Genomic DNA, 24,049 nt, shown 5'->3' on the forward strand with positions numbered 1-24,049 from the left:
AATAGTGATAAAGAGAATATCCGACTCTCGCAGACCACTAAGGCCGAAAGCAGCAACCCGGCATTGACCCCGACCGCTAACCCAAAACCGACCACCCCAGCACCGCCCCCGCTCACTACCCCCCAAAACCGCCCCCCACCCCAAGTGCGAACGAAAATCACGCGCTCATGTAAGCCAAAAGATTCGCCCGCGTCACCGCAGCCTCCTCCTCAAGCCATTCAGCAAACTCCCGCAATACCGGCGAAGGCGCCGGCCGCTCCGGATAGATCAGATAATACGAAGCCCCGCTAGGCACACAAAGCGAAAACGGCGTGATGATTCTCTGCGCCCGCAAGTCCTCCTCGATCAGCGATAAATCCCCAATCGTCACGCCCAAGCCCTGCATGGCAGACGAAATGGCAAGATCAAGCGTATCGAAATGCTGCGCTTTCGCCGACGGCAACCCCTGGTACCCATACGCTTGCAGCCACCTGAGCCAGTCCCGTCGATCACGCGTCGGATGCAACAAAGTCTGATTGGCAAGATCATCCGGCGTAGCTGCGCCGACCCGCCCCGCTTTCCACAAACCCGGCGCGCACACCGGCGTCAGCACTTCATCGAACAGATGATGCGAACTCACGCCCTTTAACGTCGGCCGCCCGAACACAATGGCGGCATCGAACTGCTCGGCATTGAACTCCACCCCATGTGACACGGCCGCCGTCACCTCGATCGCGAGCTCCGGACGCTCATTCTGCAACCGGATCACACGCGGCAAAATCCAGCGCATCGCGCACGTGGGACATTTCACCCGCAACGTGCCCGACTGCGCCCCGCTACGCTCCAGCGCCTCAGTAATCTGCGCCAGTGCCTGCTGCAACGGCGCGAGCAGCATCGCGCCATTCGGCGTCAGCGCAAGACCTCGCGGCTGGCGCACGAACAGCGCATAACCCAGATGCGCCTCCAGCCCGGAAATCTGCCGGCTAACAGCGCCTTGCGTGATGTTGAGAACATCGGCGGCACGGGTAAAGTTCAGTCGCTGTGCCACGACCGCGAAGGTTTTAAGCACATCCAAAGACGGCAGCGGTTTCATTGTCGGATCTCGTAAGCCATGAGCTGGATTCATGGCTAGTATGACAAACTTTCGATTGTCCGTACTTTATTGCTGCGGTCGAATGACAATCGATACTTGAATTCAGTCCTCCGGAGACAACCGCCGTGAAAAGTGCCTGGACCCCCGCGTCGAAGCTGCCGAATGTCGGCACGACCATTTTTACCGTGATCGGCCAGCTCGCCGAGGAACATCAAGCGCTGAATCTCTCGCAAGGCGCACCGAATTTCGCGTGCGATCCGAAACTGGTGGACGACGCCGCCCGAGCCATGCGCGCCGGGCATAACCAGTACGCGCCCATGGCCGGCGTGCTGGCGCTGCGCGAAGCCCTCGCGCTGAAAACACAGCAGCTCTACGGCGCCACCTACGACCCGGGCAGCGAAATCACCGTGGTGGCAAGCGCCAGCGAAGGGTTGTACGCCTCGATCAGCGCACTCGTCCATCCCGGCGATGAAGTGATCTACTTCGAACCGTCATTCGATAGCTACGGCCCCATCGTGCAATTGCAGGGCGCAACGCCCATCCCGATCAAGCTCTCGCCGGTGGATTTTCATATCGACTGGGATGAGGTGGCCGCGGCCATCACGCCGCGCACGCGCATGATCATCATCAACTCGCCGCACAATCCGTCCGGCAGCGCATTCACCACGGAAGACATCAATCGCCTCACGGCACTGACGCGCGATTCGAAGATCATCGTGTTGTCGGATGAAGTGTATGAACACGTTGTGTTCGACAGCGCCCTGCATCACAGCATGGCGCGTTACCCGGCGCTGGCCGAGCGCAGCGTGATCGTGTCGTCGTTCGGCAAGTCGTATCACGTGACGGGGTGGCGCGTCGGTTTCACGCTCGCCCCGGCCGAGTTGACCAACGAAATCCGCAAGGTCCATCAGTTCATGACCTTCGCCGCCGATACCCCCATGCAGATCGCATTCGCGCAAGCACTCGGCGACGCATCGAGCTATCTCGGGCTCGGCGAGTTCTATCAGAAGAAACGCGATCTGCTCGCCGAAGCGCTGAGCGGTTCACGCTTCGAACTCTTGCCGAGCGCCGGCAGCTTCTTCATGCTGGCGCGCTTCGGCGCGTTCTCCGATGAATCGGACAGCGACTTCGTGCTGCGCCTGATTCGCGAAAACCGCGTCGCGACCATTCCCTTGTCGGCGTTCTACACCGACGGCACGGACAACCGCATCATCCGACTCAGCTTCGCCAAGGACGACGACACGCTGCGCGAAGGGGCGCGCCGCTTATGCGCGGTTTGACGTTGCCCCCTGATGCCAATTCAACTTCTACCAATAAAGAGACGCTTCAATGAAAAACACCGCTCGCGTTCTGTCGGCCGCCCTGTTGCTGGCCTCATCGTTGTGTAGCGCCGCCGCGTACGCCGCCGAGTCGAACACCCTGCGCTACGGCGTGGAGGCGCAATATCCGCCGTTCGAATCGAAGGCGGCATCCGGTGAATTGCAGGGGCTGGATATCGATGTCGGCAACGCGGTGTGCGCCGCGGCGAAAATGAAATGCGTGTGGGTCGAAACCTCGTTCGACGGTTTGATCCCGGCCCTGCAAGGCCGTAAATTCGACGCAATCTATTCCGCGATGAACGCAACCGATCAACGCCGCCAGGCCATCGAGTTCACGACGGTTGTGTATCGCGTGCCCACGCAACTGATTGCGAAGACGGGTAGCGGGCTTGAGCCGACGCCAGCGTCGCTGAAGGGCAAGAACATCGGCGTGTTGCAGGGTTCGATCCAGGAAAATTTCGCCAAGGCGCATTGGGCGAACGCGGGCGTGAATGTCGTGCCGTACCAGGATCAGAACCAGGCTTATACGGATCTGAAGGCCGGCCGTCTCGACGGCACGCTCGTCCTCTCGGCTGCCGGACAAACCGGCTTCCTGTCGAAACCGGACGGCGCGGGATACGGCTTTGCCGGCGGCCCGGTCAGCGACGACAAGATCCTGGGCAGCGGCATTGCATTCGGCATTCGCAAGAGCGACGATGCGCTGAAACAGCGCTTGAACACGGCTATCGCGAGGCTCAAGGCGGACGGAACGATTGCGCAGTTCGCGAAGAAGTATCTCGGCGACATCGACGTGTCAGCTAAATAAAACTCGTCTGAAACAGGGATATCCGAAGTTGATGGAAGGGCCGCTTAAAGCTTGATAGCTGGATGAAAGCCGCAGCGCGATCAGCGAGGTTTTTTGAACGCTGGCACACTGCGGCCTTCGTTGTTGGCACAATCGGCCGCTGTGTTGCATCGGGTGGCCGCTTTATCCGGATATCCCATGAGCACTGCGCCTGCCGCGCCGCCTGCGCCCTCCCCGCCGCCATTGAAAGGCGGCCAACTGGTTCTCGCGACCATTGCCGTGGCGCTCGCCACGTTCATGAACGTGCTCGACTCATCGATCGCGAACGTCGCTATCCCGACTATTTCCGGCAATCTCGGCGTGTCCGTCGATGAAGGCACGTGGGTCGTGACGGTGTTCGCCGCGGCCAATGCCGTGTCGATTCCGCTGACCGGCTGGCTGACTCAGCGCATTGGGCAGATCAAGCTGTTTGTTGGCGCAATATTGTTGTTCGTGATTTCTTCGTGGCTTTGCGGGCTTGCACCCACATTGCCGATCCTGCTCGCCGCGCGGGTTTTGCAAGGCGCCGTTGCCGGGCCGCTGATTCCGCTGTCGCAGGCGATCTTGCTGGGTTCGTATCCTAAGGAGAAAGCGTCGATGGCGCTTTCCCTTTGGGCGATGACCGCCGTTGTCGGGCCGATTGCCGGGCCGGCTTTAGGTGGCTGGATTACCGACAGTTATAGCTGGTCGTGGATCTTCTATATCAACATTCCCGTCGGCTTATTCGCCGCCAGCGTCACGTGGTTCATCTATCGAAAACGTGAATCGGCGACGCGTAAGGCGCCTATCGATACGATCGGGCTTATTTTGTTGATTGCCTGGGTTGCGTCGCTGCAGGTCATGCTCGACAAGGGACGGGACCTTGACTGGTTTTCATCACCGGTAATCGTATGGCTGGGCATCATTGCACTGATTGCCTTTGCGCTTTTTGTGGTGTGGGAATTGACCGATGCCAATCCCGTCGTCGATCTTCGGCTGTTCGCCGGGCGGAATTTCTTCGGCGGAACGGTGGCTATTTCCGTGGCTTACGGGGTCTTCTTCGGCAACCTTGTTTTGTTGCCGCAATGGCTGCAGGAATATCTGAATTACCGTTCCGTCGATGCCGGGCTGGTCACCGCGCCATTGGGGATCTTTGCGGTGATTCTCACGCCGGTCATGGGACGGTTTTTACCGCGGAGTGACGCGCGTGTTGTCGCGACCATGGCGTTTATCGGGTTCGCCATTGTGTTTTACATGCGCTCGAAGTATGTGATTGAGGTCGATACCTGGCACTTGGTGTTGCCAACGCTTTTGCAGGGCATTCCCATGGCACTGTTTTTTGTGCCGTTGACGTCGATTATCTTGTCGGGGTTGCCGCCATCGAAGATTCCGGCTGCTGCGGGGTTATCGAATTTTGCGCGGGTGTTTTGCGGGGCGGTGGGGACGTCGCTTGCAGGCAATGAGTGGACGAATCGGATAGCCTTGCATCATGAGCGGCTGACCGAGCAAGCCAATGCAAATAATCCGATATTCTTGCAGTCAATACAGGCGTCGCAGGGGGTGCTGAATATCAACGAAGCTCAGGCGCGCGGGTTGTTCGATTTCACGGTGAATACGCAAGCCGCGATGATGGGGCTGAACGATATTTTTTTCGCTTCCTCCATTATTTTCATTCTGATTATTCCGCTTATCTGGATTACAAAGCGGGCGAAAGGCGGTGGAGGCGGAGCGGCGGCAGGCGCGCATTGAGTTTCGCTCGCGCGGGGGATTAAGGTGGTCGTTTGGCGGCCCCGCGCGATCCGCGTTCGGAAAGCGAGTAACGATCAGTTTAACCACTCATTGCGACGTGTCAGCCGCAGCTTGGGCCACGTCGCTATGCTTTATCTTTTCCTAGTCGCCAATCGCGATAATCTGGTTCAACTGCTCGCACGCTGCGGCAAACACCTCATCGGATGCACGCTTCCACGGATGGGCCTTCGCTCCTCGCGCTCGCCAATCGAAAGACTTGGGCTGGTGTCCAAGCACGTAGCTCGTAACGTTTCTCGGCCCCTGGAATTTGATTGCAAACGGATTCGTGTCGTTGAACGCCGCTGTCGTCATCGGAAGCCCGATGACGATCCCGGTGCGCTCGTTGAATGGCTTCGGTGACAAAACCAGCATGGGGTGCATATCCTTCATCTCGCGACCGACCTGAGGGTTGCAATCAATCCAGATAATGTCGCGTCGATCCGGCGCCCACAAAGCGACTGCCATCAAAACGCCTCCACACCGATGCGGCCCGTGGCCATCGCTTCACCACCGTGCGTTGCAGGATCGAACTTCGCCAGTTTCTCCGCGAGCGTGAGCTTGCGAGGACCCACCGGCTTCACCGTCACGCCGATCTCGTCAGTCGTCACCTCGACCTCCTGACCGACCTCGAAATGCGCGGAGCGTGCAATAGCGGCGGGGATACGGACAGCCAGACTGTTTCCCCACTGCTGGATCGTGAGCGTTGCTGTTTTCGCCATGATGCCAACCTCCCATTAACGTTGATACAAGTATATACGTTGCATAGCGAGGTTTCAACATGTCTAAACGGCCAAAACGCGCTTGGGGTCAGTGATATGCCTGGGCAAAAGCCCGTGTGCTGTCCGTCGATTTTCAGGCTGGTTGCAAACGTCCTGTCAATGATGTTCGGCAAGTAATACCCACCCCCTACCCCTTCCGAAAGGTAATGTGCGAAACCCTCCGCACCATCAGCACCGCCGATAACGCCGCCACCGCGGTCAGCGCCACACCAATGTGAATGGACTGCACGAGCACCTCGCGGGCGCTCTCGATCAGCGCCGGCCCATCCAGCCCGGCCGGCACCAGATCGGCCAGCAACTTCCCCCGCAACGCGGAATCAATCAGGATTCGCGGATCGTCAAATCTTGGCAGCCACGCGGTACTCGCCGGTTCGCCGAGCACTCGCAGCGTGCGCGTAATCACGTCCCGGTAATGATGCTGCACGATCACCGCGACCACGCTCGTTCCGAGCATCCCGCCGACCATTCGAGTGGACTGCAGCAACGCCGTGGTAATGCCAAAGCGCTCACGCCCGGCAATCTCCTGCCCGAAAACATTCAGGTTATTCAGCACGAAACCCAGGCCGATACCAATACCCGCCATCGGAATCTCGATCCAGATATGCTGCGTGGAAGCATCGGCAAACGCCAGCGCAATGCACGCGAATAGCAGCAACGTGAATCCAATCGACAAGATGAATGTAGGCTTACGCAAATGAATCACAATGCGCGTGTTGATAAAACTGCCGATGGCAATAAACATCGCAATTGGAGTAGCCAGTAATCCAGCCTCCTGCGGCGATAAACCAAAACCACCCTGCAGCAAAAGCGGCGCAAAAAAGATCAGCGAAAACATCACGAAACCCGACAGCATCGACAACGTGAATAACGTAACAAGCTGCGGGTCTTTGAAGAGGTCGAGGGGAATGATCGGATGCGTCGCGCGACGCTCGCAGATCAGCAACGCCACGGCGGCGCCCGCCACGCACACAGCCAACACCACGTTCCCCGTGGTCAGGCCGCTCTTCGGCACGGCTTCAATGAATGCCTGCAAGCCGCCGAGCACGAGGGCAACCAGCACCGCGCCCAGCCAGTCGATCTTCACCGCACCCTCACGCGGCCGATGGAAATTCGGCAAATGCGCCCATATGAAATAAAACGCGGCAATCCCCACCGGCAGGTTGATCAGGAAAGTCGAGCGCCATCCCCAATGCTCACTCATCCAGCCGCCCAACGACGGCCCCGCCGCCGTCCCGATTCCATATGACGCCGCCATTACCACCTGCCAGCGCACCCGCAAACGCGGATCGGGGAAGAGATCGGGAATGGACGCGAACGCCGTGCCGACCATCATCCCGCCGCCCACGCCCTGCAAACCGCGCGCGATGACCAGGAACAGCATGTCGTTGGCCACGCCGCACAACACCGAAGCCGCCGTGAACGTGATCACCGCGGCAATCACGAACCACTTTCGCCCGAAATAATCGCCAAGCCTGCCGAATACCGGCACCGTCACCACCGATGCCAGCAAATACGCGCTCGCAATCCACGCGTAATACTCGAAACCATGCAATTCCGCGACAATCGACGGCAGCGCGGTACTGACCACAGTCTGGTCAAGCGCAACCAACATGTTGACGAGACCGATGCCGAGCATGGCGAGAAGAGCGTTGCGGAAAGGCAGTGGAGCGGGGGAGTCGGGATGGGACGGGGAGGCGGACTGAGGAGCAGATTGGGACACGGGCTGGGACTAGGAGAGTAAAAATAGAAGGAATCGATACAAAGACCACGTTCCGGATTGTATGACGACATTATTTCGTCCGGTTGGTCAGGATTGACGGGTTGTCGACAAAGAAGAACATTAATCGGATTATTACTGTCGTACATTTGTAAGCCGAACAATCAGACGCGACCGTTTTCATCGATTAAAAAACCGTCGCTTGCATTTCAACCGCTGAAGGAGAACCGTATGTTCAAACGAATCGTCGTGGCTATTGACGGCAGCCACACCTCGCGCCGCGCATTCGAATCCGCGCTCGAACTCGCCGCCACGCACGGCGCGGTGCTGCAGCCCTATTACGTGGTCGCGAACGCATCGGTCTATTACGACGTGCCAGGCTACGACCCATCCAGCCTGCGCGACGAGCTCGTCGACGAGGGCGCCAAACTCGCCAGCGAAGCCAACGCCGAGATGAAACAGCGCGGCGTGCAAGGCGCAGTGGTCATTGCAGAAGGTTCGTCGGTGGATGATGTCGCGGAGATGGTGCTTGCCGCCGCAGTCGCGTTCAACGCGGAACTGCTCGTGATGGGCACGCACGGCCGCAAGGGCTTCCAGCGGCTGCTACTCGGCAGTGTCGCGGAAAGGTGCCTGCGCCAGGCAACGTTGCCGGTGCTGCTGATTCCAGCCGCCGCCGGGGCCGAAGCGCCTGAGTCAAAGCAATAAAGGCAGCGGGGCGAGCGGGCAAGCAAGCATGCGAGCAACCGCGTTCTCACGCGACGTTTTGCCACCCGGGGGCGGATCGCATCGATGGGACAATTTCCTTGTTCCAGATCAAAACGAACCAAAAGCGAGCGAGCCATGCAAACCGTCCACGAGACCTCAGTTCCTCTGCCCAGCGCCCCCTCGCGGCACGCCGCGCATTGCTCGACCTGCGCCTTGAAGCACTACTGCCTGCCGCAAGGCCTCTCTTCCGACGACGTCAACAGGCTCCAGACGGTCATCGTCAACGCTCGCACGATCAAGCGGGGCGAAACCCTGTTTCGCGTCGGAGACACCTTCGACACGCTCTACGCCATCCGCTCCGGCTCGATCAAAACGGTTGTATCAACACCGAACGGCAACGGCCGCGAACAGGTCATGGGTCTTCATCTCGGCGGCGATGCGCTCGGCCTCGAAGGATTCGATAATGGCCGGCACGCATGCCACGCCATCGCCCTCGAAGACAGTTCGGTCTGCCTGATCCCCTACGTGCACTTTGAGCGCGCCTGCCGCGAGACCAGTTCCCTCCAGCGCCGGCTGCTGCAGTTGCTGAGCCGCGAAGTTGTCCGGAAGGCGACGCAAACCCTGATCCTCGGCACATTGCGCGCCGACGAGCGGGTAGCCGCCCTGCTGCTTGATCTCTCCGCCCGGCTGGCCCGCCGCGGTTATGCGGGCAACGAGTTCAACCTGCGCCTCACGCGCGACGACATGGGCAGTTTTCTCGGCATCACGCTGGAAACGGTCAGCCGGACGTTGTCGCGTTTTCAGGCAAAGGGCCTGATCGATGCAAACGGCAAGCTCATCCAGATCCTCGACTTCGACGGCCTGCGCGCGATCTGATTTCCGACCGCTTCTCCGGCCCGCTTGACGATCCAAGCAGGCTTGGCATGTCCTCTGCTACGATTTATCGTTCTGCATCGGCCCATGCCCGGAGACAAGAGCGAAATGAATCGCGAACCTACCCCGCTGCATCCGCTGCTCGCCCGCCTGCGCGAAGCGCGCCAGACTACTGACGCGTTGTTCGGCATCGTCAAACCGGAATTCCTGTATGAACGCCCGATTTCCGAGCGGCATCGGATCGTGTTCTACATCGGGCATCTGGAGGCGTTCGACCGCAATCTGTTCGATCAGCGGCTCTTCGACCTGCCCAGCCGGAATCCCGAGTTCGACCAGTTGTTTGCATTCGGCATTGATCCCGTCGATGGGGGTCTGCCAAGCGACCAGCCTCAAGACTGGCCGTCGCTCGACACGATTCGCGCCTATGTGCAGCGGATTCGCGATGACATCGATGCGCGTTTCGATTCCGTCGAAATTACAAACCGCGAAGATAGCCATGACAATTCCAACGCTCCGGACGCTGCGCCCGAGACGCTGCTGGAGGTCGCGATCGAGCACAGGCTGATGCACGCGGAAACGCTCGCGTACATGTTGCATCAGTTGCCGCTGCATCAGAAAACCGGACCCGCGGTCACCGAAGACACTGCGAAACACCCGCTCGACGAGACCCTGCCAAGGGAAATGGTCCATGTGCCTGCAGGCATGGCTACGCTGGGGCTTAAGCGTGATAGCGGCACGTTCGGCTGGGACAACGAGTTCGGCGAACATAGCGTGGAGGTGCCGGCATTCGAGATGGACCGCTACATGGTGACGAATTCGGACTGGCTGGATTTCATCGATGCCGGCGGTTACGCGCATCGCGATTATTGGCGCGACAGCGACTGGGCGTGGAAAGAACGTGAAGGCATCGAAAAGCCGGCGTTCTGGGTGCGTGATGAATCGTCGGCGGAATCGGAAGACGCCGCAAAGCGCTCACGCTGGAAGCTGCGGACCATGTTCGCCGAGATCTCGCTGCCGGCGGACTGGCCGGTGTATGTGAGCCACGCTGAAGCCAGCGCCTATGCGAAGTGGGCGGGCAAGTCGCTGCCGACCGAAGCACAATGGCAACGCGCCGCCGAGGCGGCCCCACATGCCCAACAGGGCAATTTCGATTTCCGCCGATGGGAACCGTCACCGGTCCAGGCTCACCCGGAGAATCACAGCGCGGCGGGCGTGGTGGGACAGTTCGGCAACGGCTGGGAGTGGACGTCGACGACCTTCGGGCCGTTACCCGGGTTCGAGCCATTTCCGTTCTACCTGGGTTACTCCGCGAACTTCTATGACGACCAGCATTTCGTGCTCAAAGGCGGCTCGCAACGCACGGCGGCCTGCATGCTGAGACCGAGTTTTCGTAACTGGTTTCAAGCGCATTATCAGTACGTGTATGCCGGGTTTCGGTGCGTGCGGGGGTGACTATTGCTTTAACGTGAGCCAACTATCGTTCGGCAGAGCCGGTCTTATCATGGTCCCAGTGACTTTGAACGCGTTGCATCGATTGAAAACACAGCAGGCAGCTTCTATATGCAGACGTGGCCTGAAACTGACGGCCGCAAGACGTGTCATTTGCCAATCGACTAGGATCATCCGTGTATGAGCGCGACTTATTCTATTGGTGCGTCGAGCACGCTCTGCGCGTCAATATCGAAACCATCCGTTATTACGAGCGCGTGCGGCTAATGCCCGTGTGGCCGGGCACGTTTGAACGCGGTCCGGCGCCAGCAAGGCAATGCGGGGCGCCAAGACAAGACGCCGCCACATTGCCGTGCAACCGGCGTAACGGGCGTTACTGTTTCATCAGCTTCACGATGGTCAGCGTCCCATCGACATTCTCCACGCGAACTTTGACCTTCTCACCCTCCTTCGCCTGTTTGATCATTGACGCGTCCTTCGCCTTGTAAGCCATCGTCATTGCCGACATGTTGATGTTCTCCAAGGCTCCATGCTGAAGCGTCACCATGCCGGTGGATGGATCAACCTTCTTGACGACCGCATCGGTGAGCGCTGAGTTGTCCGGCGCCATGGCACTCATTGCGCCATTGTCCATCTTCATGCCCGCCATGTTGTCGGCCGCCAGCGCTGCGGTGGCCAGCGTGAAGGGGGCACAAAAGGCGGCGGTCAGGGTTATCAACTTCTTCATTGGCTTTCTCCAGAGTGAGTTTGCGGCACGAGCGTGCCAGTGGGTACTGCGTGAGGTTGAAGCGTTTCTTCGGTGTTTCGATTCGTGCGCGCGACGCGTCGGCGTTGCAGCAGGAGCCAGGCCGCCGGAATGATGAGCATGGACAAAAGCGGTGCGGTCACCATGCCGCCAACCATGGGCGCCGCGATGCGCTGCATGACTTCGGAGCCGGAACCATGGCCCAGCATGATGGGGATGAGGCCCGCCAGTACGACGGCGACCGTCATCGCCTTGGGCCTCACGCGCAGCACGGCGCCTTCACGGATGGCATCGATGAGCGTTGCTTCGGTAAAGGGCTCGCCTTCTTCTAGCCGACGATTAAGCGCGCCCTTCAGATAGAGCAGCATCACGACACCGAATTCCGCCGCCACGCCCGACAACGCGATGAAACCTACCGCCGTGGCAACGGACACCGCATGTCCCAGTATCCAGATCAGCCAGAAGCCGCCGACCAGTGCAAAAGGCACCGTCGACATCAGCAACAACGCATCGGCCGCCGAGTTGAACGTCAGGAAGAGCAACACGAAAATAACGACGAGCGTCACCGGAATTACCGTCCGCAACTTGGCCGCCGCTCGCTCCAGATACTCGAACTGCCCCGACCACGCGATCGAATAGCCGGGCGGCAGCACGACATTCTGCGCAACCGCGACCTGCATCGCCTTCACGGCCGATTGCAGGTCCGTGTCGCGAATGTCGACGTAGACGTAACCCGTCAACCGCGCATTTTCGCTCCGGATCATCGGCGGCCCATCGGAAATCTTCAGGGTGGACACGTCGCCCAACGTGATCTGCGCGCCCCGGTCCGTGACGATCGGTAACTGCCGCAGATTGTCAACGGAGTTCCGGATCTCCCGTGGATAGCGGATATTGATCGGAAAGCGCTCGCGCCCATCGATGACCTCACCGACGTTATCCCCGCCGACAGCGGACGACACGATGGATTGAACGTCAGTAATCGACATGCCATAACGGGCGGCCGCCAGCCGGTCGATATCGACGTCGATGTAATGCCCGCCGTTCAGACGTTCCGCCAGTGCCGACGTCACGCCCGGGACATTCTTGACGGTGGACTCGACCTGCGTCGCGATCTTGTCGATCTGCCCGAGGTCCGGGCCGGAGATCTTCACCCCCACGGGTGTCTTGATGCCGGTCGACAGCATGTCCAGGCGGTTGCGGATCGGCGGTACCCAGACGTTCGACAAACCGGGAACCTTGACGCGCGCGTCGAGTTCATCGATGAGCTTCTGGGGCGTCATGCCGGGGCGCCATTCGCTGCGCGGCTTGAACTGGATGGTGGTCTCGAACATCTCGAACGGCGCGGGGTCGGTCGCGGTGTCGGCGCGGCCCGATTTGCCGAACACGGTCTTCACTTCGGGCACCGTCTTGATGAGCCGATCCGTCTGCTGCAGCAACTCGGCCGCCTTGTCTGCCGAGATGCCGGGTAACGCGGTCGGCATGTAGAGCAGGTCGCCTTCGTCGAGCGGCGGCATGAATTCGCCACCGAGCCGCGACACGGGAATCATCGTGACACCGAGCGCGACGACCGCCAGCGCAATCGCAATCCATGGCCGCCGTAGCGTCGCTTCGAGCAATGGGCGGTACAGCCGGATCAGCACACGATTGATCGGATTGGCGTTCTCATGCGGAATCCGGCCGCGGATCAGAAAGCCCATCAGCACCGGCACGAGCGTCACGGATAACCCGGCCGCTGCGGCGATCGTGTAGGTCTTGGTGAACGCCAGCGGTGCGAAAAGCTTCCCTTCCTGTCCTTCCAGCGAGAACACCGGGATGAACGACAGCGTGATGATGAGCAGCGAGAAGAACAGGGCTGGCCCGACCTCGGCTGCGGACTCTGCAATCAATTCCCATCGCTGGGAATTGGTGATCGGTACATCGGGGTGCTTATGATCGTACGCTTCCAGATGCTTGTGAGCGTTCTCGATCATCACGATAGCCGCATCGATCATCGCACCAATCGCAATCGCAATGCCGCCTAGCGACATCAGGTTCGCGTTGACGCCCTGATAGCGCATGACGATGAATGCGGCCAGCACGCCCAGCGGCAACGACAGGATGGCAACGAACGCACTGCGCAAGTGGAACAGGAACACCGCGCAGACCAGCCCGACGATGATGAATTCCTCAAGAAGCTTGTCCTTGAGGTTGTCGACCGCACTGTTGATCAACTGCGAGCGGTCATACGTCGTCACGACCTCGACGCCCGGAGGCAGCGATTTCTTCAGGTCTGCGAACTTCGCCTTGACTGCGTCGATGGTCGTCAGCGCGTTTTTGCCCGAACGCATCACGATCACGCCGCCCGCCACCTCGCCTTCACCGTTCAATTCAGCGATACCGCGGCGCATTTCAGGCCCGATCTGGATGCGGGCGACGTCGCCAAGCAGCACGGGCGTCCCTGCGTCATTCGTGCGCAGCGCGATGTTGCGGAAGTCGTCGAGCGAATGCAGATACCCGGATGTCCTGATCATGTACTCGGACTCGCCCAGTTCGACGACGGACCCGCCCGATTCCTGGTTCGCCTTGCCAATCGCCTCCCCAACGGTTGCCTGTGTGATGCCGAAGGCGCGCAACTTGTCCGGGTCCAGGACGACCTGATATTGCTGCACCATGCCGCCGATGCTGGCAACCTCCGAAACGTCCGGTACCGATTTCAACTCGAATTTGAGGAACCAGTCATTGAGCGCGCGAAGCTGCCCCAGGTCATGCTGGCCGGTTCGATCGACGAGCGCATATTCGTAGACCCAGCCGACACCGGTCGCATCCGGTCCGAGCGACACGGTCGCGCCCGGTGGCAAACGGCTCTGCACCTGATTCAGGTATTCGAGCACGCGCGATCGTGCCCAATACTGGTCCGTCTTGTCATCAAAAAGCACATAGACGAACGCGTCCCCGAACGAGGAATACGCGCGAATGGTGGTAGCCCCCGGCACACCCAGCAGCGTCGTCGTAAGTGGATACGTCACCTGATCCTCGATGACCTGCGGCGCCTTGCCGGGATACGAGGCCTTGATGATGACCTGCGTGTCCGAGAGATCCGGGAGGGCGTCGAGCGGCGTCTGGGTCAGCGAGTAAAAGCCCCATGCGGTGACGAGCACGGTTGCGAGCAACACGAGGAAACGGTTGTAAATCGACCAGCGAATGATGCGTGCAATCATTTCATCCCCCCGACCGGCTCGACCTTCGTCAATTGATATCCGTCATCAGACTGCTTGAAGACGAAATGCACGGCTTCGCCTACCGAGACGTCCGGGAAGGCCGTTGGAGACGGCTTGTCGAAGGTCATGGTCATCGCGCCCCATCCCAACGCCGGCACGGGTTGATGCGAGAACGTAATGTCACTGGAAGTGACTTTCTCGACCTTTCCAATCGTTTCGTAGGTTTGCGCGACAGCAGGCGCGGAAGCGGAGGCAGCCGCAGGTGCCACGGCCGACGCCGACGCGCCGGGAGCCGCGCTTCCTTCGAGCTTCGGCAGCACGGAGGTCAGACTCGCTTCCGAGTCGATCAGGAACTGGCCGGAGGCGACAACCTGCTGACCTTCAGTGAGCCCGCTCGCGACTTCAGTGCTGTTGCCGCTGTCGTTGCCCACGGTGATCTCCACAGGCTGCAGCCGACCGTCGCCATTCCTGACGATAACAATCGACCGCTTGCCGGTCGTGATGACCGCTTCGGACGGCACGAGCAGGCGCGATACCGGTTTCGCCCCACTGACGCGCGCGCGCATCAACATGCCCGGGGTCAGTTTCAACCCGGCGTTATCAATTTCGAGGCGCGCCTGCAACGTGCGGCTGTCGGCACTGATGCCCGGCAGGATTTCGCGGATGTGGCCGCTGAAATGCTGTGACGGGTCGCCGGCGAAAGTCGCGTCTACCGTCATGCCGGGCTGTACCTGCAACGCGAGCGACTCGGGTATTTCCACGATCAGCCATAGCTTCGACAGACCCGCGATCTTGGCGAGCGTTTGCCCCGGCGAGACCATCGCGCCATCGCGGACATTGAGCTCAGTCAACACACCCGCGTCCTGGGCGAATAGCGTCACGTGCGTCTGCGCTTTGCCGGTCCGGTCCAGGCTTGAGATGAGCCCTTCCGGAATCGATAGCGCCTGCATGCGCGCGCGTGCCGCGGCAAGCAGGCCGTCATCCATGCCGCCGCGCTTGAGCGCCAGATATTCTTCCTGCGGCGCCAGCCAGTCCGGGACGAACAGCGACGCGATTGGCGCGCCCTTGGCCACCCGCTGCATCGGAGCGCTGGCATACAGATGATCGATATAACCCGTCACGCGCGACTGGACAACGTCCGCCATCGACTCGTCGAACTGGGTGGTGCCGACCGCGTCGAAACCTTCGGCCGTGTCCTGCCGGCGCACCGTTGCGTATCGGATGCCGAGATTCTGTTGAAGCCCGGAGTCGACCTTGACGCCGCTTGAACCGCCTTCGTCCGCAAAGACGGGCTGAAGCTCCATGTTCATGAAGGGAGATTTTCCGGGCTTATCGAAGTGCTGGGCCGGTACCATCGGGTCGTGCCAATACAGTACTTTGCGGCCCGTCTTCGGATCGATGTCATTTCCTGGCGCCGGCGTGGCGGCGGCCATGGGGGCTTCTGTTCCGGGACGGTGGGTGCCGGCCACATAGCCGGCACCGAGCAGCGCGGCGGCAACGAACACCGCTGCAACGGCACGTACGAGTAGTTTCTGATTCATGTTTTTTCTCTTCATTGGCTGGCGGTCACGTCAGCCGGCAGAATCTGATATTCGAGCTGCGCCCAGATCAACGAAACGTCCCGTTCGACGTTCAACACCTGAAGGTCCGTTTCGAGCTGCATGTGCCTCGCGTCCAATGCATCGGAGAGCGTGCCGGAACCAGACCGATAGGCGGCATTGGCGAGTTCCACTTTCTGTCCAGCGGCGGGGAGAACGGTTTGCTTCAGATTGGCCAGGCGCTCCCGGCCGCTGGCGAGCTTCGCCGTCAAACTCTGGATATCGGCCAGGACTTGTCGCTCGGTATCTTCATAAGTGAGCCGCGCTTGCGTACCCATCTCGGACTTCTGCTGGACGTCGCGATCCTCGACATTCCTGCGGTTGATCGGCAAAGGGATAGAAACCCCTACCGACACATAGTCCGGAAAATTCCCGCCGCTCTTGAAGTAGGTCAACCCCCAGGTCCAGTTCGGGCTTCTATTGCTTCGGGTCACGTCGGTATCGGCGTCGGCCAGCGAGATAGCCGAGCGGGCTGCGATCAATGCAGGCTGAACCTGATCGAGTTGCTCCGCGCTTAAACCGGACACTTGCGATTCAAGCTCGGGCGGATCTCCCCCGACCTCCAGCACGTTGCCTCTGGCGGTCCAGCGCGACAAGACGATCAACGCGATCTTCTCGTCTTGCTGCGCATTGATCAGTTCGTTACGCGCATTGCCGAGGGTCAGGTTCGCTTGGGCGACATCGACCGCACTCCCTTTTGCGCCACGATATGACGCTTTTTTTGCGGCAAGTTCCTGGCCCAGATGGTCCACCAGGGCCTGGTTCAAGGCGACAGCCTTTTTCGCATAGATAGCGTTGAGCCATGCCATCGCCGTTTGTTGACGGACATTGGCCACGGTCTCGAGGTAAGTCGATTTATCGCGGTCCACAGCCCGATTCGCCATCGCCGTTTGTAGCCGGCGCTTGTCCGCGGACACCCATTCCTGCTGAATGCCGACGCCACGCATCGTGAAATTATCTTGTCCGATGGTGAAGGCATTACGTCCATTGATCGGCAGGTCCTGAACACTCAGGTTCAAGGTCGGATTAGGCAGTTGTCCGGCTTTGACGACCACATCGGATGTGCCCCGAACCGAGGCTTGCGAAGCCTGGATCGACGAAGAGTTGCTGGTCGCTATTTGGAGCGCCTCGTTGAGCGTCATGCCCGCGTCCTGAGCGTGCGCGGCGCTGCCTGCAAAGATACTGAGCGTGAAGAAAACGGCACGCGAGTGTGCCGAGGCGCGCCAGGATCCCGGCGTGCCGATAATTGAAAGCATGGTCTAACCCCGAATGGTCGAGCCACGCATGACCGCACGAGCGGACATACGGACTCACGTCCTGAGAAAGGACGACATCACCGCGTCAAAGCGGCGAACCAGAATGATGGAGTTAGAGAGACCGCGGAGGACGCCAGGGGCCATCCGGCTCGCGGACGGAGAGCGACTCTGCGTAGTGGAAACTGACGGGGACAAACGACCCGACGGGTCGGACAACGGTGGGAGAAGAGACCGGGTGATAGAGGCTGCCCATCTGACACTGGGCAGTCACCTTGCATAAAGACGCTTTCGACTTACCGTGCTCGCTGGACGCTGGTGTCATCGAATCACAATTCGGCATATCGGCCGACATGGCAGCGGTGTCGCCGGTCATGTCGGCTTGCATCGGGCACTGTCCGGTCGTGCCGCTCGCTGCCAGCCCGCTCAGGGGCAGCATTGCACACAGCAGCAAGACGAGAAGTGTCCGGAGAATTTTCATCGCAGCAAGTATAGCTCAGCAATTTCGATCTGATTGGCGGCCGTTTAACTCGACGAGTCAGTGTTCCGCGCAGGCGTTGCAATGACGACGCAGACGAAGATTCAGCGGACTCCGTTTTCGTCTGCGTCTCTACGTCGTTGGTTGCTTATAGCCGGCTCGACCTGCTTTCGCTTGAGGACAGCAACTTGCTCGCTTGTGGCGCGGCAGTGCTGTCCGACTCAACGGGGCGCTGCATGAACCACATCATCAGCAGCATCGACAACGGACACAGCATCACTGCGGCGAAAGGCGCCAAAGCCAGGATCTCGGCGCGATACTGAGGCAGTGCCCAGTATGCGATCGCGAGAACCGCTACCAGCGCACCGGCGACTCTAAACAGGTATTTCATATTGCATTTCATGGAAGACTCCAGCCTCGGGGCCGATCGACCCCGAGGCGTCAGCAAAGCTCAGTTAATAAAGTGATGAGTCGACCTCATCCAAAGCGAACCGCTGCGGATCGATACCGCCTCATTGGACGGGTCTCGCGGCTCAGTTTTTGCCGTTCGCGCGCTGCTTGCTCATCATCGGACAGTCACCGTTGCTCATCATTGGACAACCGTCCATGTTCATCCCGCCGCTGGCCCCGGATCGCATCATTGGGCCCGCGTTGTCGACGGCAATAGAATCGGTCGGATACGCTCCACCACGAGGTCCGCCGCCGTTGGCCATGGCCAGACCGGCGAAACCAGTGATAAACATGAGCAGAATGGACATTGTCAGTCGTTTGATATTCATTTTGAACTCCGGAAATGAGAGGTAATTCGGGGTGCGTGTTCGAGACAGGAGCGCGCGGGACCAGGCGCGGATCGCGACTAGGCTGAACGCCCGGCGAGCGTTACACGCGCTCCGATCGACAGACGGCCTGACGCACGGCAGCGTCGTCACGGCTCTGTTTTACAGGGGGCGGGGTTAAGCGGTTTGTGGGGGGCGTTGGGGCGGTTCGGGGACGAACTGCGCATTGAGGACGCGGCTCATAGGCCGGTAGGAGGGCACCAAAGCCATCGCTGCAATGAATTGATAGGGTGGTGAGGCAAGCATGCCCAACGGGCCGCAGCAGGGACTATATGTGCCGGTTTGACACGCTGTCTGCATCTGGACACATGGTGCTTTGATGCCATCTGTGCGGCGCTCCGAACCAGCCGTTGTAGACAGGTGCTCGTGGCTGGAGGAAACCGCTATCGAATTCCCGGAACATATCGGTGTCTGTGCCGAGTAGCCGACGAGCGGCAACCAGGCAATCAGAAAGCAGGCCATCAGTTTGATCAGGAATTTCATGGTCTCAGTCAAGGCACCGCATCTTCGCCCACTGCGTCAGGTCTTTCTGGATACTCAACCTTCCCTCGGTGGGAAGGTCAACACTTTTTTCAAACTGCTTTTGTCACGTCATTTCGATAATAGTTGAAATATCGAAACCAGTGCTTTAAGGTTCAACGCATGAACTCCAATCTCGTTGTACGCGCCCTGAGCGCGCTCGCCCATGAATCGCGTCTCGCTATCTTCCGCATGCTGGTCGTAGCGGGGCCGGACGGCATGGCTGCCGGGGAAATCGCACAGCAGCTCGGGCTTTCCCCTTCAAGCCTGTCGTTCCACCTCAAGGATCTGTCACAGGCAGACCTGGTGAAACCACGGCAAGAAAGCCGCTTCATCATCTACACCGCGAATTTTGACGCGATGACAGGCCTGATCGGCTTCCTGACGGAGAACTGCTGCGCTGGCGCGACCTGTGCCGCGAGTGACCTGCCCAACTGCTGCGGAGACACACCATGAAGAGTTCGCGATGAAGAGTTCGCGACTCGACGCTCCACACATGGATTTTGTGACCATGGTCTGCGACCAAGCGGCGGGAGAAGCCTGCCCGGTCTGGCCGGGCAAACCGATGACGGCGGGTGAAAGACCTGCAGAGGAATCCAATGAGCAGCACTGACACGGCGGTTAGCGCCGCACATCCGGCGATCGGATTTTTCGAACGTTACCTGACGGTCTGGGTCGCCCTTTGCATCGTGGGCGGCATTCTTCTCGGGCAGGTGCTTCCCCAGTTCTTTCAGGCGATCGGCCGCATGGAAGTGGCACAGGTCAATCTTCCGGTCGGCGTGCTCATCTGGGTGATGATCATTCCGATGCTGGTCAAGATTGATTTTGCCGCGATGACTCAGGTCAAAAGTCAGTGGCGTGGCATTGGCGTCACGCTATTTGTGAACTGGTTCGTCAAACCGTTCTCGATGGCGTTGCTCGGCTGGATCTTCATCCGCCATGTGTTCGCGCCGTGGCTTCCCGCCGATCAGCTTGACAGCTACATCGCCGGCTTGATCCTGCTGGCCGCGGCCCCTTGCACAGCAATGGTGTTCGTCTGGTCGCAGCTCTGCAAGGGCGATCCGTACTTCACGTTATCGCAAGTGGCGCTGAACGACTCCATCATGATCGTGGCCTTCGCGCCGCTCGTCGCGTTGTTGCTTGGCTTGTCGGCCATTACGGTGCCGTGGGATACGCTGATTATTTCGGTCGGCCTCTACATCATCATCCCTGTCATCCTCGCTCAACTGCTGCGCCGAATGCTGATGGCGAAGGGCGAGGCGCATTTTCGGAAGACCGTCGCACACCTCGGCCCTTATTCGATCTGCGCGCTTCTCGCGACATTGGTGCTGCTCTTCGCCTTCCAGGGGCAGGCGATCATCGAGGAACCATTCGTGATTGCAATGCTCGCAGTGCCGATCCTCATTCAGGTGTTTTTCAATTCCGGCCTCGCCTACCTGTTGAATCGCCGGCTCGGTGTCGCACATTGCGTTGCGGGACCGTCCAGTCTGATCGGTGCGAGCAATTTCTTCGAGCTGGCCGTGGCGACGGCAATCAGCTTGTTCGGCTTTCACTCCGGCGCGGCGCTGGCCACCGTGGTCGGCGTGCTGATCGAGGTCCCGGTGATGCTGCTCGTCGTCGGGGTCGTCAATCGATCACAGCATTGGTATGAAGCGAAACACAGCATCAAAGGACAACGTGTATGAGCGTCACGATCTATCACAATCCGGATTGCGGCACGTCGCGCAACACGCTGGCGATGATCCGCAACGCGGGCATCGAGCCGGAGATTATCGAGTACCTGAAAACCCCGCCGAACAAGAGCACGCTGAAGGATCTGATCTCCCGCGCCGGTCTCACGGTACGCGCTGCGCTGCGTGAAAAGGGCACGCCTTATGCCGATCTTGGCCTGGGCGATCCGTCAGTAGGCGATGAGCAATTACTCGACGCGATGCTGGAACACCCGATCCTCATCAATCGGCCGCTGGTCGTCACACTGCTTGGCGTACGCCTGTGCCGGCCCTCCGAAGTCGTTCTCGACATCCTGCCCGCAGCGCAAAAAGGTGCTTTCACCAAGGAGGACGGCGAAGCTGTCATCAATAGCGAAGGACGCAGGGTCCACGAATGACACAGGATCGTCCCAACGTCAGCACACCACACCTCGGCACGCCGGATATGCGCATCCGGCGCTGGCCACGACGCTGGCGAGCGCTGCGATGAATCAGGAGGCGGTGAGCATCAACGCCGATACCGATGACAGCGAAACGGATTGACGGCGCGCGCGAAGTTATCGCGACATGGGCGCTCGCAGCCGCGCAACTCGTGTCGTGGGGTTCGATCTATTACGCGTTCTCGCTGTTTGTCGGGCGGCCGGTATCAAACTGATTTGCGACGCTCGACGCCAGTTCGTCAGCGGCTCTTGTCGTGGCCTGTTGGCGCCTTTGCCAGCTATCGTCGAAATGGATCACGGAGGGATCGCGTTCGCCCCGAGGACGCTCATTAGAGTCTTCGCGTTACGCTGTCCTTGGTCCTCCTGATCATTGGCCTATATGCCGCGCGCCGCTACCGTTTAACAGTTGAAGGATGGGCCTCGACCGAGGTAGCGGCCCGTTTAAAATCTGTATTTCGCCGCGATCCGAAGGCGGTCCAATTGCAGAACCGGTATCGCCCCCGAGAGCGCGCGACATCCCGCAAAACTGCCTACCAGATCTTCCTGCCACCTGCAGGCGATTTACTTTCAAGACCAAGTCAATTCCAACATTTCATTTCATTTGTCGTATAAATTGGATTAACTGCTGGTGCCGCCATGCATTCGACGCGACCTTCGCACGGAGCATCAAGCCCGACGGAACGCCCTTGTCAGGAGACGGATCGCGTGAATTTCAATTTCTATGGGCTCCCGGAATTTGTCTCTTACAGCATCTTGCTGGGGATCTCTCTTGTCCTGATCAGGCAAAAGCGGGAGGTCCGGCTGCGATATTGGCTGGCCGGTTGGCTTCTCGTCCTTTTGCACGCCGGCATTTTCATGCTTTTGCCGCAAAGTTTCCCGTTCGACGTGCTCGCCCGAGGGACCCTCGCTTTGGCCGGGCAGGTATTCGTTCTCGCCGCCTATTATCAAGGGCCGACGATCGACTCCTCCCGGCTCATTCCGAGGGTGGGCCTTTCGGGAGCATTGAACCTGACCTTTGCGGTGGCGTGCGCGGCCTATGCCGAATTGCAGCCGGCTGGCCAACAAGTGGGGCCGTTCTATCTACTGACGGCGCTGGGAGCAGCCAGCACCGTCTGGCTCGCCGCTGCCGACAACGCGGAAACCAGCTGGCATCCTCGCGTCTCGGTCGCGCTGGTACTACTGGCGTACGCGCTCCAGGCCTGGGCGCTGCATGCGTATGGTATCGCCATGGCCAGTCAGTGGTTGATGTGCTGGACCTATCTCGCGGTGGCGTATTTCTTCCTGCGCCAGACGCCAAAGCTGACCATGGGCGTCGTGTTCATCGCACTAAGCTTCGTCCTTTGGGGCCTGGTTTTCCCTGTCTACTCACTGCTCAACTTGCATGCCCCAACGATTTCGAGTCACATCGAAGCGGAAGTCTGGAACCTGCCGAAATTTCTCGCTGCCGCCAGCATGATTCTCGTGCTGCTGGAAGAGCGCGTGGACCTGGCTACCCATCTTGCCGCCCATGACGAGCTTACCGGTTTGCCGAACCGTCGCCTGTATGCTGACCGCTTCGACCAGGCCGTGGCACGAGCCGCCCGTGACGGTTCTGGATTCGGCTTTCTGGTCATCGATCTGAACCGCTTCAAGCTGGTGAACGACACGCTGGGCCATCAGGCCGGGGACGATGTGCTGAAAGGGGTCAGCGATCGGTTCCGTAAAGTCCTGCGCGGCGTTGACACGCTTGCACGAACCGGCGGGGACGAGTTCACCGTGATCCTGGACGGTATCAGCAACCTGCCTGATGCCGAGGCTGTCGGCGATGCGCTGCGGAAAGCGCTCGATGCTCCGATCCTTCTCGCGGAGGGACCGTACCATGCGAGCGCCAGCGTCGGCGCCGCCGTCTATCCCGGCGACGGATTGACCCAGATTCAGTTACATGCTGTCGCGGACGAACGCATGTATGCCGGCAAGGAGCAGTACCGCATCGAGTCGGCGCACTACGGAAAGGTAATCAACGATCCAGACCGCGCTTAGGATTGCGCCGGGCGCGGGATCGATTTCACCGCGCCCGCCCCTTCTCAGCCGTTCAGGTCCGCGCGACTTGAATGGCCGCTCGAAAACGAACTGTGGAATCTCCCTGGAAAGCTTAAAGAGCAAGCTCCGCCAGCAAAGTTTCAAGTGCTTGCGGCACGAAGCCGTCCGCCTTCAGCATGACCAGTCCATGCAACTGGGCCCACACCGCCGTGGCAGACCTCAATGGCCCGCTACGGCCACGGACCGAGACGCCCGCGAGCAGCAATTGATAGCTTTCCTCTGCCGCCTGGCTCAGCGGGCTATCCGGCGCGGCATCGGGAACCAGGCGCGAGGCGAACATCAATCGATAAAGTTCCACATTTTGCTCGCCGAACCGCAGGTACGCCGCAGCCATAGGCCTGACGTAACCATCGTCTCCTCCAGATTCCGCCGCATGGCGCAGCGCCGCTGAAAACTCATGGAATCCTTCCACCGCCACCGCAAACAGCAGGTCATCCCGGTCCACAAAGTGGCGGTAGGGTGCCGACTGAGCGACGCCGGCACGCCGTGCAAGTGAAGCGAGCGTCAGACTCTGGGCGCCGTTCGCCGTGATCTCCTCGCGCGCGGCGTCGAGCAATGCCCGTCGCAGATCGCCATGGTGATAGGTCTTGCGGCCCCGGGATCGTTTCTCGGGCGTCTTTGTCGTCGTGTCTTTACTCATAACCATGTTTTGAGGCCAATGTGATAGGTCATAACTTTTTCTTGACTCCCG

Annotated in this window: 23 protein-coding genes and 1 pseudogene; 12 read left to right on the plus strand and 12 right to left on the minus strand. The window is 59.8% G+C overall.

Annotated features, from left to right (window positions below; translation table 11 throughout):
* Window positions 1-157: 157 nt before the first annotated feature.
* A complete protein-coding gene (locus HB376_RS13405) occupies window positions 158-1,072 on the minus strand; it encodes a LysR substrate-binding domain-containing protein (protein WP_213764152.1) in 915 nt (304 codons plus the stop codon).
* A gap of 125 nt (window positions 1,073-1,197) precedes the next feature.
* Here HB376_RS13405 and HB376_RS13410 point away from each other — a divergent pair, with 125 nt between their 5' ends.
* The 3 genes from HB376_RS13410 (at window position 1,198) to HB376_RS13420 (ending at window position 4,942) form a co-directional block, all read left to right on the plus strand.
* Window positions 1,198-2,352 carry a methionine aminotransferase gene (locus HB376_RS13410; protein ID WP_213764153.1) on the plus strand — a complete coding sequence of 385 codons (1,155 nt, stop codon included), beginning with the start codon at window positions 1,198-1,200 and terminating at the stop codon, window positions 2,350-2,352.
* 49 nt (window positions 2,353-2,401) lie between these two features.
* Window positions 2,402-3,196 (plus strand): ABC transporter substrate-binding protein, encoded by a 795-nt coding sequence (locus HB376_RS13415; RefSeq protein ID WP_213764154.1) that lies wholly within the window; start codon window positions 2,402-2,404, stop codon window positions 3,194-3,196.
* Between the two features lie 177 nt (window positions 3,197-3,373).
* Complete coding sequence (locus tag HB376_RS13420) at window positions 3,374-4,942, plus strand: DHA2 family efflux MFS transporter permease subunit (RefSeq protein WP_213764155.1); 1,569 nt, start codon at window positions 3,374-3,376, stop codon at window positions 4,940-4,942.
* Window positions 4,943-5,083: 141 nt separating this feature from the next.
* Here HB376_RS13420 and HB376_RS13425 read toward each other — a convergent pair whose 3' ends face one another.
* The 3 genes from HB376_RS13425 to HB376_RS13435 form a co-directional block, all read right to left on the minus strand.
* A complete protein-coding gene (locus HB376_RS13425; protein ID WP_213764156.1) occupies window positions 5,084-5,446 on the minus strand; it encodes a type II toxin-antitoxin system PemK/MazF family toxin in 363 nt (120 codons plus the stop codon).
* On the minus strand, window positions 5,446-5,700 hold the full coding sequence (locus tag HB376_RS13430) for an AbrB/MazE/SpoVT family DNA-binding domain-containing protein (RefSeq protein WP_213764157.1): 255 nt from the start codon (window positions 5,698-5,700) through the stop codon (window positions 5,446-5,448). The genes HB376_RS13425 and HB376_RS13430 overlap by 1 nt, the downstream gene beginning before the upstream one ends.
* A gap of 187 nt (window positions 5,701-5,887) precedes the next feature.
* Window positions 5,888-7,396 (minus strand): MFS transporter, encoded by a 1,509-nt coding sequence (locus HB376_RS13435; protein ID WP_213764158.1) that lies wholly within the window; start codon window positions 7,394-7,396, stop codon window positions 5,888-5,890.
* A gap of 312 nt (window positions 7,397-7,708) precedes the next feature.
* Between HB376_RS13435 and HB376_RS13440 the strand changes: the two genes are divergently transcribed.
* The 3 genes from HB376_RS13440 (at window position 7,709) to HB376_RS13450 (ending at window position 10,507) form a co-directional block, all read left to right on the plus strand.
* Window positions 7,709-8,182, plus strand: a complete 474-nt coding sequence (locus tag HB376_RS13440) for a universal stress protein (protein ID WP_213764159.1) — start codon at window positions 7,709-7,711, stop codon at window positions 8,180-8,182.
* A gap of 135 nt (window positions 8,183-8,317) precedes the next feature.
* Window positions 8,318-9,058: a helix-turn-helix domain-containing protein gene (locus HB376_RS13445; RefSeq protein WP_213764160.1), complete on the plus strand. Its 741-nt coding sequence runs from the start codon at window positions 8,318-8,320 to the stop codon at window positions 9,056-9,058.
* Between the two features lie 105 nt (window positions 9,059-9,163).
* Complete coding sequence (locus tag HB376_RS13450) at window positions 9,164-10,507, plus strand: SUMF1/EgtB/PvdO family nonheme iron enzyme (protein WP_213764161.1); 1,344 nt, start codon at window positions 9,164-9,166, stop codon at window positions 10,505-10,507.
* A gap of 370 nt (window positions 10,508-10,877) precedes the next feature.
* On the opposite strand, the gene HB376_RS13455 is transcribed toward HB376_RS13450, so the two are convergent.
* The 7 genes from HB376_RS13455 to HB376_RS13480 all read right to left on the minus strand — a co-directional run bounded on the left by HB376_RS13455 (window position 10,878) and on the right by HB376_RS13480 (window position 18,554).
* On the minus strand, window positions 10,878-11,231 hold the full coding sequence (locus HB376_RS13455) for a copper-binding protein (protein ID WP_213764162.1): 354 nt from the start codon (window positions 11,229-11,231) through the stop codon (window positions 10,878-10,880).
* Window positions 11,228-14,446, minus strand: a complete 3,219-nt coding sequence (locus HB376_RS13460; RefSeq protein ID WP_213764163.1) for an efflux RND transporter permease subunit — start codon at window positions 14,444-14,446, stop codon at window positions 11,228-11,230. The genes HB376_RS13455 and HB376_RS13460 overlap by 4 nt, the downstream gene beginning before the upstream one ends.
* Window positions 14,443-15,987 (minus strand): efflux RND transporter periplasmic adaptor subunit, encoded by a 1,545-nt coding sequence (locus tag HB376_RS13465; RefSeq protein ID WP_213764164.1) that lies wholly within the window; start codon window positions 15,985-15,987, stop codon window positions 14,443-14,445. The genes HB376_RS13460 and HB376_RS13465 overlap by 4 nt, the downstream gene beginning before the upstream one ends.
* Window positions 15,988-15,998: 11 nt before the next feature.
* Complete coding sequence (locus HB376_RS13470; protein WP_213764165.1) at window positions 15,999-17,300, minus strand: TolC family protein; 1,302 nt, start codon at window positions 17,298-17,300, stop codon at window positions 15,999-16,001.
* A 112-nt stretch (window positions 17,301-17,412) separates the two neighbouring features.
* The gene (locus tag HB376_RS40960) at window positions 17,413-17,778 is read right to left on the minus strand and encodes a hypothetical protein (RefSeq protein ID WP_255631328.1); all 366 of its coding nucleotides are present in this window, start codon (window positions 17,776-17,778) and stop codon (window positions 17,413-17,415) included.
* 145 nt (window positions 17,779-17,923) lie between these two features.
* Window positions 17,924-18,178: a DUF2933 domain-containing protein gene (locus HB376_RS13475; RefSeq protein WP_213764166.1), complete on the minus strand. Its 255-nt coding sequence runs from the start codon at window positions 18,176-18,178 to the stop codon at window positions 17,924-17,926.
* A gap of 130 nt (window positions 18,179-18,308) precedes the next feature.
* Window positions 18,309-18,554, minus strand: a complete 246-nt coding sequence (locus tag HB376_RS13480) for a hypothetical protein (protein WP_213764167.1) — start codon at window positions 18,552-18,554, stop codon at window positions 18,309-18,311.
* Window positions 18,555-19,253: 699 nt separating this feature from the next.
* On the opposite strand from HB376_RS13480, the gene HB376_RS13485 reads away from it, so the two are divergent.
* The 6 genes and pseudogenes from HB376_RS13485 (at window position 19,254) to HB376_RS41720 (ending at window position 23,298) form a co-directional block, all read left to right on the plus strand.
* Window positions 19,254-19,586 (plus strand): metalloregulator ArsR/SmtB family transcription factor, encoded by a 333-nt coding sequence (locus HB376_RS13485; RefSeq protein ID WP_213764168.1) that lies wholly within the window; start codon window positions 19,254-19,256, stop codon window positions 19,584-19,586.
* A 19-nt stretch (window positions 19,587-19,605) separates the two neighbouring features.
* Window positions 19,606-19,704: pseudogene (locus HB376_RS40965) on the plus strand (arsenate reductase ArsC); the annotation flags it as partial.
* A gap of 25 nt (window positions 19,705-19,729) precedes the next feature.
* Window positions 19,730-20,815: an ACR3 family arsenite efflux transporter gene (gene arsB, locus HB376_RS13490; protein ID WP_213764169.1), complete on the plus strand. Its 1,086-nt coding sequence runs from the start codon at window positions 19,730-19,732 to the stop codon at window positions 20,813-20,815.
* Window positions 20,812-21,237 (plus strand): arsenate reductase (glutaredoxin), encoded by a 426-nt coding sequence (gene arsC, locus HB376_RS13495; protein WP_213764170.1) that lies wholly within the window; start codon window positions 20,812-20,814, stop codon window positions 21,235-21,237. The genes arsB and arsC overlap by 4 nt, the downstream gene beginning before the upstream one ends.
* 125 nt (window positions 21,238-21,362) lie before the next feature.
* Window positions 21,363-21,494 (plus strand): hypothetical protein, encoded by a 132-nt coding sequence (locus HB376_RS40970; RefSeq protein ID WP_255631351.1) that lies wholly within the window; start codon window positions 21,363-21,365, stop codon window positions 21,492-21,494.
* Window positions 21,495-21,984: 490 nt separating this feature from the next.
* Complete coding sequence (locus HB376_RS41720; protein WP_213764171.1) at window positions 21,985-23,298, plus strand: GGDEF domain-containing protein; 1,314 nt, start codon at window positions 21,985-21,987, stop codon at window positions 23,296-23,298.
* Between the two features lie 112 nt (window positions 23,299-23,410).
* Here the strand turns inward: HB376_RS41720 and HB376_RS13505 are convergent, their stop codons facing one another.
* Window positions 23,411-23,998, minus strand: a complete 588-nt coding sequence (locus tag HB376_RS13505; protein WP_213764172.1) for a TetR/AcrR family transcriptional regulator — start codon at window positions 23,996-23,998, stop codon at window positions 23,411-23,413.
* Window positions 23,999-24,049 lie beyond the last annotated feature (51 nt).

The sequence above is a fragment of the Caballeronia sp. dw_19 genome (genome assembly GCF_018449515.1).
In the GTDB taxonomy this organism is placed as follows: domain Bacteria; phylum Pseudomonadota; class Gammaproteobacteria; order Burkholderiales; family Burkholderiaceae; genus Caballeronia.